The organism is Rothia nasisuis, assembly GCF_928381405.1.
In the GTDB taxonomy this organism is placed as follows: domain Bacteria; phylum Actinomycetota; class Actinomycetes; order Actinomycetales; family Micrococcaceae; genus Rothia; species Rothia nasisuis.
The window spans coordinates 130,427-147,572 of the sequence record NZ_CAKMSB010000005.1 but is presented as its reverse complement, the minus strand read 5'-3'; the positions used below and the strand labels follow the sequence as shown (position 1 = coordinate 147,572).

The window sequence follows — 17,146 nt, the reverse complement described above, 5'->3', positions numbered from 1 at the left end:
AACCTACTTCTGCTATGCAGACACTACTTGATGGTCGCGATAATTGCCCCGGCTGAGACAGTGTCGCCGGACTTGAGCTTGAGCCCGGTGACCTTGCCTGCTTTATGAGCGGTAATGGGCTGCTCCATCTTCATCGCTTCGAGCACCACAATTAGATCCCCTTCAGCCACCTTGGCCCCGTCCTTAACCGCGACCTTGACAATGGTTCCCTGCATAGGGCTGGTAAGTTCGTTGCTGTTGGCAGAACCGCCTGCTCCGCCTCGGGCAGAGCGAGACTTACGGGCCTTAGAAGCGGCAGCCGCCTTAGGCGTGCCACCACCCAGGGCAGGGAGCACAACCTCCATCCGTTTACCGTTGACCTCCACGGTGATTTTCTGGCGATCCTCGTCAGCCTCCGCCAGGGTCAGAGACCCCTCATAGGCAGGGAGCGTGTTCTCAAACTCGGTTTCAATCCAACGCGTGTGCACCCTAAACTCCTCACCGTCAGCTGGCGCGAAGGCTGGGTCGGCAATCACCGTACGGTGAAAGTTAGCCACGGTGGGCATGCCCTCGATAACCAGCTCGTTGAGTGCACGGGCAGACCGCTGCAGGGCCTGCTCACGGCTACTGCCGGTAACAATGAGCTTGGCAATCATAGAATCAAAATTACCGCTCACAGTGTCACCTGCGATTACGCCCGCGTCCCAGCGGACACCGGGGCCCGTAGGTACAACCAGTTTCTCGATGGTGCCCGGTGAGGGCATAAAGCTACGGCCAGCATCCTCACCGTTGATACGGAACTCGAAAGAGTGCCCGCGCACCTCTGGATCCTCGGGGCTGATCTGTTCGCCGCGCGCGATGCGGAACTGCTCGCGCACCAGGTCAATACCGGTGACCTCCTCAGAGACCGGGTGCTCCACCTGCAGGCGGGTGTTGACTTCGAGGAAGGAGATGGTGCCATCAGTACCTACCAGGAACTCACAGGTGCCCGCCCCCTGATAGCCAGCCTCACGCAAAATCGCCTTGGAAGCCTCATAAAGACGCTCGTTCTGCTCGCTGGTCAGGTAGGGGGCAGGGGCCTCTTCGACCAGCTTCTGGTTGCGGCGTTGCAGGGAGCAGTCTCGAGTTGAGACAACGACGACGTTGCCGTGGGCATCCGCCAGGCACTGGGTTTCAACGTGGCGGGGCGAATCGAGAAAGCGCTCAATAAAGCACTCACCCCGCCCAAAGGCGGCGATGGCTTCACGCACTGCCGACTCGTAAAGTTCAGCGATGCCCTCACTCTCGCGGGCAACCTTGATACCGCGGCCGCCCCCACCAAAGGCTGCCTTGATGGCGACGGGCAGGCCATACTCGTCCGCGAATTGTTCAACCTCAGCGGCAGATGCCACCGGATCCTTGGTGCCGGGCACCAGCGGCGCACCGACTTTCTCTGCTATGTGACGGGCGGCGACCTTGTCGCCTAGGCGGTTGATAGCTTCGGGGGAGGGGCCAATCCAGGTCAGGCCTGCATCGATGACCTGCTGGGCGAACTGGGCGTTCTCAGAGAGGAAGCCGTAACCGGGGTGTACTGCATCGGCACCGGAACGGCGGGCAACCTCAAGTAGCTTGTCCATGACCAGGTAGGACTCAGCGGCGGTTGAGCCGCCCAGCGCGTAGGATTCATCGGCAAGGAGCACGTGTTGGGCTTCGCGGTCGGGGTCAGCATAGACAGCTACAGTCGTTAGCCCTTCGTCCTGGGCCGCCCGAATCACGCGTACCGCAATTTCACCGCGGTTGGCAATCAGTACCTTGCTGACCGGGCCAGTGTGGCGGCCCGGTACCTGGGTGAAATTCTGGGCCTGGGTTTTGGTTTCAGTCACGGACGCTCCTCGGTTAGGGCACCGGCGCGCTGGGTGGGGTGCCGGTGGTGGGGTCTCTCCCTGTGTCGGCTAGTGGGAAAACCTGCATCTTGAAATTTATCGTGATTTTTTCCAAATGTCGGTGATTGAAACACCTAAGCTGCCCAGCATTGTGCGCAGGGCGTGGACGGAGAGGCCGACTACGGTATGGTATTCGCCCTCAACGCCCTTAATGAAGGCCGCCCCGAACCCGTCGATGGTGAAAGACCCTGCCACCCAAATCGGCTCCCCGGTTGCCACGTAACGTTCGGCTTCAGCTTGGCTGAAGGTATCAAAGTGCACGGTGGCAGTGCGTAGCTCGCTGGCTTCTGGTAGCTGGTGGTTGGCTGCGCACGTGGTGCGGGTGTCAACCAGCCAGTGGCCTGTGTGGAGCTGCCCGCTGCGTCCGCTCATTGCGGTAATACGTTCAAGGGCGGCTTCGGGGCTACCCGGTTTGCCGTAGGCCAGGCCGTCCAGTTCAAATACCGAGTCGCACCCCAGAACCAGAGCTCCTGCCGCTTCGGGTAGCGCGGCAACGGCCCGTGCTTTGGCTTGAGCGAGTAGCTGGGCGGTTCGGGTCGGGGTGATGTCGCCCAGCCCCGCAGTGTAGGCGGCCTGCTGGGCTTTGGCGAGAGCGGCGTCCTCATTCACATTTGAGACTATGACGTCAAAAATAATCCCGGCATCTTCGAGTAGCTTTTTGCGGGCCGGGGAGGATGAGGCTAGGACGAGCCGCACCGGCTGCTCGCCCGATGAGGCTGTATTTTCAGTGGGGTTCTGCATGGGTAACAGTCTAGTGGCTGGCGGTAGACAGGGGGGCAGAGCCCCATCTCTCACGACGCGAGGGCTCAAAAATGTGCACGAAACTACGGTGTTTTCTACACATTTTTGAGCCCTCGCCTTATGAGAAGTTACTTAGAAGAGGCCCATGGGCTTATCCGAGTAGCTCACCAGCATATTCTTGGTCTGCTGGTAGTGCTCAAGCATCATCAGATGGTTCTCGCGGCCGATGCCCGACTTCTTGTAGCCGCCGAAGGCAGCGTGGGCCGGGTAATTGTGGTAGTTGTTGACCCACACGCGGCCTGCCTGGATGGTTCGGCCAGCCCGGTAGGCGGTGTTTTGGTCACGGGTCCACACACCGGCTCCCAAGCCATAGTCGGTGTTATTGGCGATGCGCATGGCCTCATCAAAATCGGTGAAAGAGGTGGTGGCCAGCACGGGGCCGAAAATCTCTTCCTGGAAGATGCGCATATCGTTGTTCCCAGCAAAGACGGTGGGTTGAATGTACCAGCCGTCTGCTAGGTCGCCACCCAGCTCACAGGCCTCGCCGCCTACAAGGACGTCCGCGCCCTCGTCCTTACCAATTTTCAGGTAGCCGGTAATCTTATCCCACTGTTCCTTGGAAGCCTGCGCACCGACCATGGTCTCAGTATCCAGTGGGTTACCCTGCTTCATAGCTTTCACGCGTTCAATACCGGCCTCCAAGAAGGAATCATGAATGGGCTTCTGAATCAACGCACGCGAGGGGCAGGTGCAGACCTCGCCCTGATTCAGGCCGAAGGAGGCAAAGCCCTCCAGCGCCTTATCGTAGAAAGAGTCCTTCTCGGCGGCAACATCGGCAAAGAAGACATTGGGGGATTTACCACCCAGTTCCAGGGTGACCGGAATGATATTTTCTGAGGCGGCCTTCATGATGATGGAGCCTGTAGTGGTCTCGCCGGTAAAGGCGATCTTGCGGATGCGCTTGCTACCAGAAAGCGCTGCACCAGCCTCGGGCCCAAAACCGTTGACGATGTTCAGTACGCCTGCAGGCAGGACGTCCTTCCAAAGGTCAACCAGGTAGAGCACCGATACCGGGGTTTGTTCAGCGGGCTTGAGCACAATAGTGTTGCCAGCAGCCAGCGCGGGGGCGATCTTCCAAATAGCCATGAGAATGGGGAAGTTCCAGGGGATAATCTGGCCTACTACACCGAGCGGCTCGTGGAAGTGGTAGGCCACCGTGTCTTCGTCGAGTTGAGAGAGGCGGCCCTCCTGGGTGCGGATGGCGGACGCGAAGTAACGCAGGTGGTCAATAGCTAGCGGGATGTCTGCGGCCAGGGTTTCGCGCACGGGCTTACCGTTTTCCCAGGTCTCGGCTACCGCAATAGATTCAAGGTTGTCCTCCATAATCTGCGCCAGCTTGAGTAGCAGGGAGGCGCGCTGGGTGGGGGTGGTCTTCCCCCAGGTTTCAAAGGCCTTTTCGGCCGCATCGAGAGCCGCCTCAATGTCAGCGGCGGTGCCGCGGGCTACCTCTGCAAAGGGTTTGCCGTTGACGGGTGAAACGTCGTCAAAGTACTGGCCCTCGGCCGGGGCTACCCATTCGCCTCCGATGAAGTGGTCGTAGCGGGACTTAAAAGTAGCAATGGAATCGGCGGTGCCGGGTGCGGCGTAGACGGTCATTGTCTCTCCTCTGAAGTTGTGTCTGACGAAGACGAAATTTTGCTACCCTCCATCTCTGACACAGGGGCAGAAGGTAACCTGAATCACATTCTAATGGTGTTGGTCACTTTAAGGGAAGAGCCTTGAGTAAGTTTTGGGGGTACGCAGAGACTCTATAGAGATTTTGGGAGTGCACCACAGAGAGAATAGGGAGGCCTTGCCCTCCACACCTTGTTTTTTGGGGGAGGGCAAGGCGCGGTTGTTCTTGCTGCGCCTATAAGGTAAGCCTTTAGCTAGAAGGTCAGTGCCTTGCGGAGCGTGTCAAGGCCGACCGACCCTAGCATGAGGGCGCGAGTGTGAAAGTCTCGGTCAGAGATACCGGCGGACCGGGCCTCATCGCGTAGCTGTAGCCAGATGCGTTCACCCACCTTATAGGAGGGAGCCTGCCCCGGCCAGCCCAGGTAGCGCAGGAACTCAAAACGGCGCTGGCCCTCAGACATATCTAGGTTGGCTTCTAAGAACTTATAGCCTCTCTCTGCATCCCAAATACCCGGCTCTACGCCCAGCTCAGCAACCCAGCGTTCGGGGATCTCAAAGCCGCAGTGCAGACCAATATCGAAGACCACGCGAGCTGCGCGTAGGCGCTGGGCATCGAGCATACCCATGCGGTCGCCCGGGTTAGAGAGGTAGCCCAGCTCGTCCATGAGACGCTCAGCGTAGAGTGCCCAGCCCTCACCGTGGCCCGAGACCCATACGGCGTTAGCGCGCCACTGGTTCAGGGCATCAGCCATGGCCGTTGCGTAGGCAATCTGCAGGTGGTGCCCGGGCACGCCCTCGTGGTAAACGGTTGAGGTTTCGCGCCAGGTGCCAAAGGTATCTTCACCTTCGGGCACCGACCACCACATACGCCCGGCGCGCTCGAAGTCAGCGGACGGGCCGGTGTAGTAGATGCCGCCCTCCTGGGTGGGGGCAATCATGCACTCGAGCTTGCGTAGCGGCCCCTCGATGGTGAAGTGCTCTTTGGCCAGGTAGCCAACTGCGGCGTCAGAGAGCTCCTGCATCCAGGCCTGTAGCTCGTCGGTGCCGTGCAGGGTGCGCTCGGGGTCGGCATCGAGCAGGGCTTTTGCCTCGTCAATAGTGGCGCCGGGCTTGATGGTCTCGGCCACCTCTTGCTGGGCTGCGACGATGCGGTCGAGTTCCTCAATACCCCAGGCGTAGGTCTCGTCCAGGTCAAGGGTGGTGCCCACGAACTGGCGGGAGTAGAGGGAGTAGCGCTCGCGGCCCACGGCGTCGGCCTCGGGTGCGTCGGGGCGCAGGGTATCTTTCAGGTAGGTGAGAAGCTCGCTGTAGCCTTCCTTGGCGGACGCCGCACCCCGGGCTGCACTGTCGGCGTGCTCGGGGGCTGCCTCGGCAACCTCTCTCGCCAGGGTGTCGAAGAAGCCGCCCTCAGCCACGTAGGCAGTGACCTGCTCGATGACGATATCGATCTGGCGCACGGCGGCTACCTTACCTGCGGTGCGCGCAGCTTCTAGGGTCTTGATGTAGCTACGAACAGCTGTTGCGACGTTACCTAGACGGCCAGTGATGTGCCCCCAGTCTTCTGAAGTTTCGCGGTTCATCAGGTCAAAGACGGCGCGGATGCCCTGGACGGGGGAGGCGATGTTGTTGAGTTCCCAGCCGCCCAGGCCAGCCTCATGAATTTCAATTTTCAGGCCCAGGCGCTCTCGCATGGCATCAATGGTCACCCGGTCGATAGCGTCGGCTGGCTCCAGGGCGTCAAGAGCGACCAGGGTCTCACGGGCCAGGTCAATCTCGGCCTTCGTACCTGCTGGTGAGTAGTCGGGGTACTCGGTCTCCCGCCCTTTACGGCCTATGATTGTGGCGGAAGCCGGGTCAAGTTCCAGGGTTTTCTCGTAGTAGGCGTTAGCCGTACGGTCAACTGCGGTTTGTGCGCGGTCGGTCTTAAAAATATTGGGTAGATCTGGGTGTAGTGCCATGCATCCCATTGTAGTCACTGTGACTCAGAAAACAGGAGCCTGGGAGGGGTAAGCTACTGGGGCCCGGGTGTTGCTTCAATCTTGACGACGTTCGCCCACTTCTGAGCGCGAATCAACTCGTTACTGAGATTTATCCCAGGTTGATTGAGTCATGTGCATAACCCAGCAGTCGAGCATCGTGGGTGGCTACCACCGCAATACCGCCTTGGTTACAGTGATCTTGAATAAAGTTTAAAACTCTTTGCGCGTTGTCATCGTCAAGTGCTGCAGTCGGCTCATCGAGCAGAACCAGGGGTGTATTCCTTAAAGCTAGCCTGATAAGGCTCACTCTTTGCTGTTCACCGCCGCTGAGCTGGTAGACAGGTTTATCCAAAAAACTGTAATCGAGATTGAAGCGATTGAAGGTAGCTTCTGCTCGGGGCTGGTCTTGATTAACCTTGTACCCTGCAAGGTCTAAGTTTTTGCGGACCGACCAGGAAGCTACTAATCCAGAGTTCTGAAAAGCTAGACTGACAGTGTTCCTCAGGAAGTCTCGCTTGGCTTTTCCCTTGAGTGTGGAGGGGTTAATGCCGTTGAAGTCTATAGTGCCAGCAGATGGTCTCTCTAGAGAACCTATGCATTGCAAAAGAGTAGTCTTACCTGAACCGCTATGTCCACGAATCGCTATGAAATGACCCGACTCAGCCTTGATGCTGAGATTTTCCCATAGCGTCCGCTGAGGGAAACTGTAGCGGAGTTCTGAGAGTGTGAGTGAGTTTTTTGCTTTCATTGAAATCCTTGGATTTAGGAGGTTTCGAGTGCAGTTTTGGATAATGTGCGTTCTAACAGTTTGAGTGTAAGAACTACCACGGAAGCCGAGACAATAATCATTGATATAGCGATTATGAGAATCACTGTGAGGGGGAGCTGTGTTGTTGCCACGATAAGAGAAGCTGGTATGGCCGCCAATACAATAGTTTTTATAACAAAATTGCCGTAAGTTTCCGCAAAGCTGGCTCCGGAAGTGCGTAGTAGAAAAATTGCAGAACGGTTCCTTGCATGATAGATGATGGCCAGAATGATGTTTCCTAAGAGAAGCGCAAGCAGGGCAACAGAAGTTCCTATCAGAGAGATATTGAAAGCTACTTTCCTATCAGTGGCTGCTAGGGCTGAGTTTTGAGTTGTGTATTCATAGCCGATTACTGCATAACCCAAATTCGCCTCAGTTACAGCATTTTTTAGTGCTGTTTCATCAAAAACAATCCCGTATTCCCCAATATGCTTCGGGGAAATGACATGGTTCTCTGAGTGACTAACTATAACTATCGGATTTTCAAGGTACATATTGGTAGGTAAATTGTAACTCAATAGCGGTAAGATCCCTATATCAGTGACGGTGTAGGGTATCACGCTTACTGATGGTTGGGGGTTTCCTCCCAGTTCTTGTTGAGACTCAGCCCAGATTTTAACTTCAGCTACAATTTCTGCCTCGTATGGGGAGTAAGGCTGCGGTATTAATACAGCAACTGATGATTCTTTTTGGGCGGTACTGGTGACTGCATCAAGAGTTGAAGTATCTAACTGAGCGAAAGTTGTCAGGTAGTTGGGATTGGCCAGGAGCACATTATCTGAGACGGGCGAAAGTGGGTTGTACAAAGGATTTTTGCTGGTAAGATAGCTGGTCTGGTCCATTTCGAGTTGGCCAAATATATTGCCAAGTTGCTCTTGAGCATCATCAGCTTGTGAAGACAGAAGGGCGTAGCCCATGACAGGCTGCACTAGATTTGTATGCTCGTTTCGCATGGTGTCAGCGTATGATTCCTTGACATCCTCATTCTTGAGGGTAAGCGTAGCGCAGATGCTTGCCATTGAACCCAAAAAGGCAACAAAAACCAGGGCACAAGACAGGGCTCCCAGTAGAGTCATTGGCCGTTTGCCCTTGTTGAGTTGCCCAAGTGAGTATTTAGCAGTGCAGATGCGTATGCTCAGCAGGCTAATTGCTAATGCGCCGGTAAGAATCAGCCCCTGCTGGATTGCAATCATGCCTATGCTGGTCAGCCTGTACCCTTGCGCGTAAATCAAGCTATAGAGACTCAGTGCTGTAGTGCCAAAAACTAAGGGTGTATACACCGGCAGCAGCAGTGATGCTGTCTCCCTCAGGGATACGTAGAGCGGCACTTCGCCTGCAGTGACGCGGGCTGAGACTATAGCCAGCCTTACACTTTGTAGCTGACACAGGGACAAGATAAGGCAGGTGAGGAGGGTAGCTACTGCTACTGCCCAGCCGTTGCCAACGATAAAGAAAAACCACAGAACGTATCCGGGCTTGGAATTTACGGTCGTGCTGATGACTCCCAGCTGCTTGAGCGTATCCGCTACTGCCTGAGAGTCTTGGGGGCTTCCGTCAATGAGGTAGGTCCCCGTGAGCTGATCACGGCTCAGCTGCTGTTCTGGGTAAAGACGTGAAGGGTACTTGTCGCTGAAACTGGGGAAGGATGCCGTATCGAGATTACCGATGACCGTGTCTGTGCTACCTAATATGAGGTAATAATCGGTCGCTTTCACGTCATGATCTAAAGACACTGAATTCTTATATATATTAATGCCCCGGGCTTGCGCAAGCGAACTTAGCTCATTCAGAAAACTTTCTGTGGAAAGATTACTAGGGAGCTCTGTTATAGCTACCCCTGTTCTAAAGCCTTCTGGGCCCCAGCGGTCTTGATCCACCAAAAAAATATAAGTAGCCGAGGCAAAAATGAGACAGAGCAGAGAGGAGGTAATCCAGGTGAGAATACATGCGAAACGGAGAGGGCTATTCATCGGCTTTGCTCTTTTGGGAGAGGGTTGGGGTTTGCGTATATACACAAACCCCAACCTGTTGAACATCAGTAAAAGGTTCTAGTGATTCCAGTAGCTTGTGTTCCCGCCCCAGGTTGCAGGAATGCTGGCCCTGGGCCAGTGGTTGGGGGCGTGGCACTATTGCAACCTTTAGCACTACAAGCGGTACTACCGTGTGCCTTAGAGGGACGGTGGTAGTTTGACCAGGTATTCATAACCCCATAATTCACCCCCTGGTCCCACGTTCCGCCACCTACGTAATGGATGGCGGCGTTGGTAGCGCTTGCACCGCCGAAAAGGCTAGCACTGAGGGCAATAGTAGCAAGGATTTTCTTAGAGAACTTCATTGTTTCCTCCAGGATTGGAAAACTTGATGCACCTCTCCAGCGGAGTCGCTAATTCAGAATTTATCTTATTGCAGAGTGTTGTGCAACACTGTGAGACAAATCCTTGAAATTTATGTTATGAGACTTATTCAAAAAATAATCAGGCGAACCCAGGCTCGCAGCTAAGCTGCTGGCTTGGATGGAGTCGGCAGCTTCCGAGCGTGCAAGGAAAGAAAGGCTGAAAATAGGCGAAGCCCCGGGGATCCAATGAGGGTGAGCCTGCGGAACCCCTATGAGTAAGCTTCAAGGAAGTTGGAGTACGATTTCACTATGAAAATTCATCATCTCAACTGTGGAACTCTTCACCCTGTTAGCCAGTATTTAGTCAATGGCTTTGGGTCAATTTTCAAGTCCGCCACACTTGTGTGCAATTGCTTGCTTGTTGAAGATGGAGACTCCTGGGTGCTCATCGATGCAGGCTTGGGTATGGCTGATCTTCAAGATCCCAATCGTAGACTTGGTAAGGGGTTTTTGCGCAATACCAGGCCACTCCTCGACTACCAAGAATGCGCAATCGAGCAACTTAAGGGCCTAAATGTCAGACCTGAAGATGTCAGCAGAGTGATTCTGACGCACGTGGATATTGATCATGTGGGTGGAATCAGTGACTTTCCCTGGGCGGAGGTCACGGTCTCGCGAACTCAGCATACTTTAGCGATGGAGGCTCTGCGTTTGGCAGTGAACAAACGTCTACATCCGGCGCAGTGGGAGCATAATCCACTATGGGATCCACGAGATTTAGATGAAGAGTGGCGGGGGCGACCGGCCGCCAGTATCACAGAGAATATAACTCTGGTATCCCTTCCCGGGCACCTTGAGGGACACTGCGGGGTGGTTATTGAACTGCCGGGGGAGCAACCTTTGATTCATGCCGGGGATGCTTTCATGAGCCTTAGACCCTTGAACGGAAAAAGGAATCCATTAGGTCTCTCTCTTTTTGAATCTATGATGCGAACCAACTCTCGCGAATGGAGAGAAAGCCGTACCTGGCTCAGGGCACGTGCGCTTGAAGGCTGCACTGTAATATGTGCACACGAGCCCCTGGCCCTGTGATACTTAAGCAGAGACAGCACCATAGAGACCTGTTCAAAGAATTCTGCAGGTTCACACTTGCTACTGACTCCATCCGAGCGAGCAACTTTGCTACTAGTCTGGGTCGCTTGATTACTGTTGAATAAGCCTCAGTGCATCACTGAGGCCGGGCACGCTTCCATGAACCGGGGCCGGGGCGCAGTCTCATGCCCAAGCGCTGGGTGTTGTTCAGGCGGCGCTGCCACATCTCCAAAGCGGTCTCCTTCTGAGAGTCAGCCTGAGCCTGAAGAACCAGAAGCACAGAGGTCAGCGCGGCCAGCTCCTCCTCCGTGGGGTTACCTCGCATCACCAAGAAAGAAGGTTCCGGCGTCTGCTCGGCCACAGGGCTCTGCCCCTCCTCAGAGGAAGCCCCGGTGCTACCTTGCGCAGACGCAGGCTTTTTGCCAAAGCCCAGCAGTGTGAAGGGATTAGATGTTGCCATAGGGAATCAGACCTTAGAGAGGAATGTTGCCGTGCTTCTTAGCGGGAGTGGCGGCACGCTTATCGCGCAGGGCACGCAGGGACGAGATAATACGGACACGGGTCTCGGAGGGGGCAATGACCTCGTCAATGTAGCCCAGCTCAGCCGCCTGGTAGGGGTTGAGCAACTCCTCTTCGTACTTGGCAATCAGCTCAGCGCGCTTGGCCTCAACGTCCCCACCCTCATCTGCCACCGCAGCCAGCTCACGCCGGTAAAGAATGTTGACCGCGCCCTGGGCGCCCATCACTCCGATTTGGGCGGTAGGCCATGCCAGGTTGATGTCAGCCCCCAGCTTCTTGGATCCCATCACAATATAGGCCCCGCCGTAGGCCTTGCGGGTAATGACGGTGACCAGTGGCACGGTGGCCTCAGCATAGGCGTAGAGTAGCTTGGCGCCACGGCGAATAATGCCGTTGAACTCCTGGTCGGTGCCGGGCAGGAAGCCTGGCACATCCACAAAGGTCAGAATCGGAACGTTGAAGGCGTCGCAGTTACGCACAAAACGAGCGGCTTTCTCAGAGGCGTTGATATCGAGGGTGCCAGCGAACTGCATGGGCTGGTTGGCTACGATACCCACGGTCTTGCCTTCTACTCGGGCATAACCAATCATCACGTTGGGGGCGTAGAGGGCCTGCAATTCAAAGAAGTGGCCGTCGTCAACCACAGACTCAATCACAGCGCGCATATCGTAGGGCTGGTTAGCGGAGTCGGGAATGAGTAGGTCAAGGTCGAGATCGTCAACAGAGACCTCGGGCTCCTGGTCATGATCCAGAGGGAGGGTCTCAGTGAGGTTATTAGAGGGCAAAAATTCGATGAGCTCGCGCACGAAGTCAAAAGCGTCCTCCTCATCTTCGGCCAGGTAGGCGGAGGTGCCGGTCACCGCGTTGTGCTGGCGGGCACCGCCCAAAGTCTCCATATCGACTTCTTCGCCGGTCACGGTTTTAATCACATCAGGCCCTGTAATGAACATGTGGCTGGTCTTATCAACCATTACCACATAGTCGGTGAGGGCGGGGGAGTAGGCCGCACCGCCAGCGCAGGGCCCCATAATCACAGAAATCTGGGGGATGACGCCCGAGGCACGCACGTTCATACGGAAGATATCGGCAAACATAGCCAGCGATGCTACACCCTCCTGAATACGGGCACCGCCGCCGTCATTAATACCAATGACGGGGCAACCGTTCTTGAGGGCAAACTTCTGCACCTTCACGATTTTTTCGCCGTTGACCTGTGAAAGTGAACCACCGTAGACCGTGAAGTCTTGTGAATAGACTGCTACTAACCGACCATCAATAGTTCCGTAGCCCGAGACCAGGCCGTCACCCAGAGGCTTCTTCTTCTCCATACCAAAGGCCGAGGTGCGGTGGCGGGCAAGAGCATCAAACTCTACAAAAGAACCCTCATCGAGGAGCATCTCGATGCGCTCGCGGGCGGTCTGCTTGCCGCGCTCATGCTGGCGGTCAATAGGCCCCTGCCCTGTGGGGGCGAGGGTTTGCTCGCGGCGGGCGTAAAAGTCGGCAATCTTACCAGCGGTGGTGGTCAAATCGGGGGCGTTAACGGTGGGGTTCTCGCTCATAATACGATCTCTTCGCGCGGCAGTAGGGAATCTGGGACGACCTGGGATGAGGGCCATTCACTCAACTATAGACGGACTCGCCCCCCGCCCCTCAACAATTCCTAGGTTTTTGTGTATTTTTCTCGAGAAGATGAGCATGACTTTTCGCTAGCAGACGGGTCAGAAAACCACGAGAATCGTTTGAATCCCGGAGGAAATACACATGAGAAAGCGGGGAGGGAACCTCGTTCCACCCCCGCTTTTGAGCCTGTTGACTTTTGATCCTACTGGCCAACCTTACCGATGACCGCATTCCATTCGCGTGCGCTGTAACCGGTGAGTACACCACCAGTACTCATGGGGTCGGCGGCGATGATGCGGTCAAGGTCATCACGGTCTTCGGCGACGAAGATAAGCAGGGCACCGGCGGGGTCGCCATCGAGGTAGGCGCCAGCCGCGTGGAGTTTACCTTCGGCGTGGAGCTGAGCCAGGTATTCTCGGTGGGCTGGGCGGTGCTGGGCCTGTAGATCAGCGGGGCCGTAGGAGTAGTTCACTGCGTAGACAGTCATATGAATCCTTTCAAAGGTTGCGGTGGGCGCTTTCAGTATCTCACTCTTGCCCCATCGGGTGGGGGCGGCACGTGCAATACTGGTCAGTAACGCGATTGTGATGAAAGGATGCGGGTATGACCGGATTGCGGCACGACCTGGTACAGATTCAGGGTTTTGACCGGGTAGAGGTATTGCCGTCAGTGGGGTCAACCAATGAACGCGCGAGGCAGGTTCTAGTGGGTGATGTGCTGGCGCGCCGCTCTTATGGTGAACTGTCCTTGATTTCAACTGATCAGCAGAATGCCGGTAAGGGGCGCCTTGACCGGGTCTGGCAGGCCCCGGCGGGGTGCGCGCTGGCAACTAGCTTTATCGTGCGCCCCCACGTGAACCATGCTCATCGTATTGCCCCAGACCGGTACCACTGGTTGACTTCGTTGGCAGCTCTTGCCGCCTGTGATGTTTTTGAAGAGCTGGCAGGGCTGGCCCCCTCTATCAAGTGGCCCAATGATGTGCTTATCGGCAACCGTAAGGCCTGCGGTGTTTTGGCGCAGCTGGTGAGTGAGCCTGAGGGGCAGATATCTATTGTGGTCGGTATTGGTTTGAACCTGAATCTGACCGAGGAGCAGTTGCCGGTGCCCACGGCGACCAGTGCCCTGGTTGAATCCGGTGCACGGGTTGACCTCAACGAGGCTTTGATCCTGCTAGCTACGAGTTTTGAACGCTACTATCGCGACTTTGCGGCAACCGGCTTTGACGTGGACGTTGACCGAGGGAAGGGCTCTTTGCTAACTCTTCTGAAGAACCGTATGAGTACTTTGGGCTCCACTTTGACCATCCACCTCCCCGGAGATCGCACTTTTCGGGGCGTTGGTCAAGATCTCACCCCCGAAGGTGAGCTGGTGGTGCGCTCAACCGAGGGCGTGGAAAAGAGTTTTACTGTGGGTGATGTGGTGCATGTACGCCCCGAAGGCTACGGCGGAGACACCGAGAGATAGGGCCTTTGAACAAGCCTCGTAATACACCTTGTGAGGCATCCTCTCCTGGCAGCCCGGTAGAGATTTTGGTAAATACTCAGATAACGCAGATAGAGTCGTCAGTCATGAAACTTAAAGGCCCCCTCAAGCCCGGCGAGCACACGCTAGTAGCAACGCGCGCCCACGGCGTTTTACTGCTACGCCCCTTGGGTTACCTGCTGGGAGCCATGGCCGCCTGGAGCTTCGAATCAGCTCTGGGGGTTGGCCTGCCCTGGGTCCGTTACCCTGCTCTGATACTGGCCGTGTGGTTGGTGTGGGTTGGCGTGCGTGGCATCGTCAGCTGGGTGAGCACGTCTTACCTGGTCACTAGTGACCGGCTACTGATTCAGCGGGGCCTCGGGGCAGGCGGCTTGGATGTTGAAGTTCCACTTTCTGAAATTGAGGGAGTGCGTGTGGGGCGTAAGCACCTGGTGGGCGTGGTCGACGCGGCTAGCTTGGTGGTAGTTGCCCGAGGCGGCCAGCAAACGCTGAACGCCGTGCCTGAGCCTGAGCGCTTCAGCGCAGAGATACGGCAGGCCCAGAACCTGCATTTCACAACCGGTCACGCCAGCAACCTTTTTTAGAAAAAGGTGATGGTGGGCATAGAATGTGCAAGGAATAATAGACAAGGGGGCCGCGAGCGTAGTCTGGCTCACGGTTAACTGGGTATTCTTGAAGTATCCTCCGGTAGACCAGACCGGGACCATAACCTCATGCATCGCACCATACGGACCCAAGAGAAGGAAGACACCCGTGGAGAAGTCAGCACCCGGCAGCGAAACCGCCCCTGCGGTGGGTAGCGCACCTGACCGGAGCAGGCACCACCATAACCGTGTACAGAGCCAGCTCTACCGTAGTGACGAGGCACGCCAGGGTGTGCTGGAACTGGAACGCACCCTTCTGGGTGATAACCTCACAATGAAACGTGGCGAAGTCGCAGATGAAGCCGGAATGCCGCTCCTGACCGCCCGCAAAATTTGGCGCTCCTTGGGTTTGCCCAACTCCAAGGACGACGACACCTTCTTTACCCACGCAGACAGCAAGGCTTTGGAAGCGGTGAACTCGCTGGTCAGCAAGGGTAAGCTCACCGAAGAGGCCGCCCTCTCCATCACCCGCTCGGTGGGGCAGATGATGGATCGCATGGTGGTCTGGCAGGTAGAGGCCCTGGTTGAAGATATGGTCATTAACGGTGGGCTTACAGACACCGAGGCCCGTGGTGAGCTGCTCAACCTGCTACCGCGTCTTATCGGAGACCTCGAAGATATCACCGTGTACGGCTACCGCCGTATGCTGAATTCCGCTATCTTGCGCCTCGCCTTGCGCGATGAAGGAGACGGCACCGACTTGGCCGACAGTGACCTGCCGCTGGCTCGAGGAGTCGGGTTCGTTGACCTGGTATCGTACACCTCGCTCTCTAGAGAAATGAACGAGCGTAACCTGGCCCGTCTGGTCAAGAATTTTGAGCAGCGTTGCGCTGAGGTAATCGCCGTAGGGGGCGGGCGAATCATCAAGACCGTGGGCGACGAGGTGATGTACCTGGTAGAGTCACCCGAAGACGGCGCCCGGATTGCGCTGACTCTCTCTAAACTGATTAGCGAAGACCCCCGACTACCCGAGGCCAGAGTCTCCTTTGTCTGGGGGCGGGTGCTACCGCGCTTGGGCGATATTTACGGGCCCACCGTCAATCTGGCCTCCCGCCTGGTTGCGCTCACCGAACCCGGCGTCGTCCTCACCGACGCGTCAACTGCCGAAGCCCTCGAACACGACCGCCGCTTTGTACTCATCCCGCAAGGGGTGCGCAATGTGCGCGGCTTCGGCAATGTAAGGCCCGTGGCTATCACCCCGGGAATTGGTAATGAACTGGAGATCGATTTCGAATGACAACCGCCCCACAGCTGACTCTTTACGCGGGTAAGTCAACCGACGTTGGCCAGTTCCGTGATAACAATGAAGATTCCATGGTTGTAGCTGGCACTCTCTGCGTGGTAGCTGACGGTATGGGAGGGCACGAAAAGGGCGAGGTTGCTTCACGCCTGTGTACCCGCACCCTGGCATACGCCCAGGTTTTCACACGCCCCGGCGGAATGAACGAGCAGGAGCAGCAGGCCTTTGAGGCCGACCTGGCTACTGAAGCGCTCGGTGATGACCCCGGTGGCCGCCGCCTTCGCAAGAGGCGTAAAGAAACCGGTGCCCTGAACCGCCAAATCTTGCGTACTCTTGACAAAATCAAAGAGATTATCGGTGAGGCGGACGAGGCTATCAAGAGTGCCCTTGATTTGCGGGCCGGTACCACCGTGACCGGAGCCTGGCTCACCCATATCGGTGAGCAGCAGATGTGGTTCATCTTCAACGTGGGCGATTCGCGCACCTACCGTCTGGTGCGCACTGAGGACGCCGAGACCGAGGGCGCGCTCTCGGTTTCTCACGGCCCCGTTGATGGGCTGGAATTAGAGCAGATTACCGTTGACCACTCCGAGGTGCAGTACCTGGTAGATACCGGGCAGATTACCGCCCTTGAGGCGCTTACCCACCCGCGCCGCAACGTCATCACCCGGGCCCTGGGCACCGGTAACTACTGGGAACCTGACTTCTGGGTGATTCCGGCCCGGGCCGGAGACCGCCTGATGCTGTGCTCTGATGGCCTATCAGGCGAACTTTCTCATAACTATATGGCCCGCGTGCTGGCTACCGTTGAGCACCCCCAGGACGCCGCGGACGTGTTGCAGATGGCTGCCCTGCGTGCCGGTGGCCGTGACAACATCACCGTGATTGTTGCTGATGCCATTACCGTTGAAGAGGCCGCCGCCCGCGCCGAAGAACTCAAAGCGCTCACCGCAACCGATGCGCACAGGATTGTGGCCAACATCGACGGCTACGACTACCAGCACACCACAACTGAAGAGGAGGAGCGGTTCCACTCTGAAAAGGAGCTGACCCGCGATACCAAGAAGGCCTAATCGCAGTATCACCTGCCCACTCCCACGTGAACCAACCT

The 17,146-nt window shown here is 56.5% G+C and carries 15 protein-coding genes; 5 read left to right on the top strand and 10 right to left on the bottom strand.

The window, feature by feature from the left end:
- Nucleotides 1-23: 23 nt before the first annotated feature.
- The 7 genes from L6966_RS06235 to L6966_RS12205 form a co-directional block, all read right to left on the bottom strand.
- A complete protein-coding gene (locus tag L6966_RS06235; RefSeq protein ID WP_237233085.1) occupies nt 24-1,841 on the bottom strand; it encodes an acetyl/propionyl/methylcrotonyl-CoA carboxylase subunit alpha in 1,818 nt (605 codons plus the stop codon).
- A gap of 96 nt (nt 1,842-1,937) precedes the next feature.
- Nucleotides 1,938-2,642 carry a Maf family protein gene (locus tag L6966_RS06230; RefSeq protein ID WP_237233084.1) on the bottom strand — a complete coding sequence of 235 codons (705 nt, stop codon included), beginning with the start codon at nt 2,640-2,642 and terminating at the stop codon, nt 1,938-1,940.
- Between the two features lie 132 nt (nt 2,643-2,774).
- Nucleotides 2,775-4,298: an acetaldehyde dehydrogenase ExaC gene (gene exaC, locus L6966_RS06225; protein ID WP_237233083.1), complete on the bottom strand. Its 1,524-nt coding sequence runs from the start codon at nt 4,296-4,298 to the stop codon at nt 2,775-2,777.
- Nucleotides 4,299-4,570: 272 nt separating this feature from the next.
- A complete protein-coding gene (locus L6966_RS06220; RefSeq protein WP_237233082.1) occupies nt 4,571-6,274 on the bottom strand; it encodes a DUF885 domain-containing protein in 1,704 nt (567 codons plus the stop codon).
- Between the two features lie 130 nt (nt 6,275-6,404).
- Entirely contained in the window at nt 6,405-7,043 is a 639-nt protein-coding gene (locus tag L6966_RS06215; protein ID WP_237233081.1) for an ABC transporter ATP-binding protein, read from the bottom strand.
- Nucleotides 7,044-7,057: 14 nt separating this feature from the next.
- Nucleotides 7,058-9,073 carry a hypothetical protein gene (locus L6966_RS06210; RefSeq protein ID WP_237233080.1) on the bottom strand — a complete coding sequence of 672 codons (2,016 nt, stop codon included), beginning with the start codon at nt 9,071-9,073 and terminating at the stop codon, nt 7,058-7,060.
- Nucleotides 9,074-9,138: 65 nt separating this feature from the next.
- A complete protein-coding gene (locus L6966_RS12205; protein WP_369127125.1) occupies nt 9,139-9,438 on the bottom strand; it encodes a lactococcin 972 family bacteriocin in 300 nt (99 codons plus the stop codon).
- Nucleotides 9,439-9,747: 309 nt separating this feature from the next.
- On the opposite strand from L6966_RS12205, the gene L6966_RS12200 reads away from it, so the two are divergent.
- Nucleotides 9,748-10,530 (top strand): MBL fold metallo-hydrolase, encoded by a 783-nt coding sequence (locus L6966_RS12200; protein ID WP_083093399.1) that lies wholly within the window; start codon nt 9,748-9,750, stop codon nt 10,528-10,530.
- Nucleotides 10,531-10,666: 136 nt separating this feature from the next.
- On the opposite strand, the gene L6966_RS06205 is transcribed toward L6966_RS12200, so the two are convergent.
- From L6966_RS06205 to L6966_RS06195, 3 genes are all read right to left on the bottom strand, one after another.
- A complete protein-coding gene (locus L6966_RS06205) occupies nt 10,667-10,990 on the bottom strand; it encodes an acyl-CoA carboxylase subunit epsilon (protein WP_083093401.1) in 324 nt (107 codons plus the stop codon).
- Between the two features lie 13 nt (nt 10,991-11,003).
- On the bottom strand, nt 11,004-12,608 hold the full coding sequence (locus tag L6966_RS06200) for an acyl-CoA carboxylase subunit beta (RefSeq protein WP_237224149.1): 1,605 nt from the start codon (nt 12,606-12,608) through the stop codon (nt 11,004-11,006).
- Nucleotides 12,609-12,871: 263 nt separating this feature from the next.
- On the bottom strand, nt 12,872-13,156 hold the full coding sequence (locus tag L6966_RS06195) for a YciI family protein (RefSeq protein ID WP_083093405.1): 285 nt from the start codon (nt 13,154-13,156) through the stop codon (nt 12,872-12,874).
- A gap of 116 nt (nt 13,157-13,272) precedes the next feature.
- Between L6966_RS06195 and L6966_RS06190 the strand changes: the two genes are divergently transcribed.
- The 4 genes from L6966_RS06190 to L6966_RS06175 all read left to right on the top strand — a co-directional run bounded on the left by L6966_RS06190 (nt 13,273) and on the right by L6966_RS06175 (nt 17,108).
- Nucleotides 13,273-14,133 carry a biotin--[acetyl-CoA-carboxylase] ligase gene (locus tag L6966_RS06190; protein ID WP_237224150.1) on the top strand — a complete coding sequence of 287 codons (861 nt, stop codon included), beginning with the start codon at nt 13,273-13,275 and terminating at the stop codon, nt 14,131-14,133.
- Nucleotides 14,134-14,237: 104 nt separating this feature from the next.
- Nucleotides 14,238-14,735 (top strand): YdbT family protein, encoded by a 498-nt coding sequence (locus tag L6966_RS06185; RefSeq protein ID WP_237224151.1) that lies wholly within the window; start codon nt 14,238-14,240, stop codon nt 14,733-14,735.
- 169 nt (nt 14,736-14,904) lie between these two features.
- On the top strand, nt 14,905-16,032 hold the full coding sequence (locus L6966_RS06180) for an adenylate/guanylate cyclase domain-containing protein (RefSeq protein ID WP_237224152.1): 1,128 nt from the start codon (nt 14,905-14,907) through the stop codon (nt 16,030-16,032).
- Nucleotides 16,029-17,108, top strand: coding sequence for a PP2C family protein-serine/threonine phosphatase (locus L6966_RS06175; protein WP_083093411.1), 1,080 nt, complete (start codon nt 16,029-16,031; stop codon nt 17,106-17,108). The genes L6966_RS06180 and L6966_RS06175 overlap by 4 nt, the downstream gene beginning before the upstream one ends.
- Nucleotides 17,109-17,146: the final 38 nt, after the last annotated feature.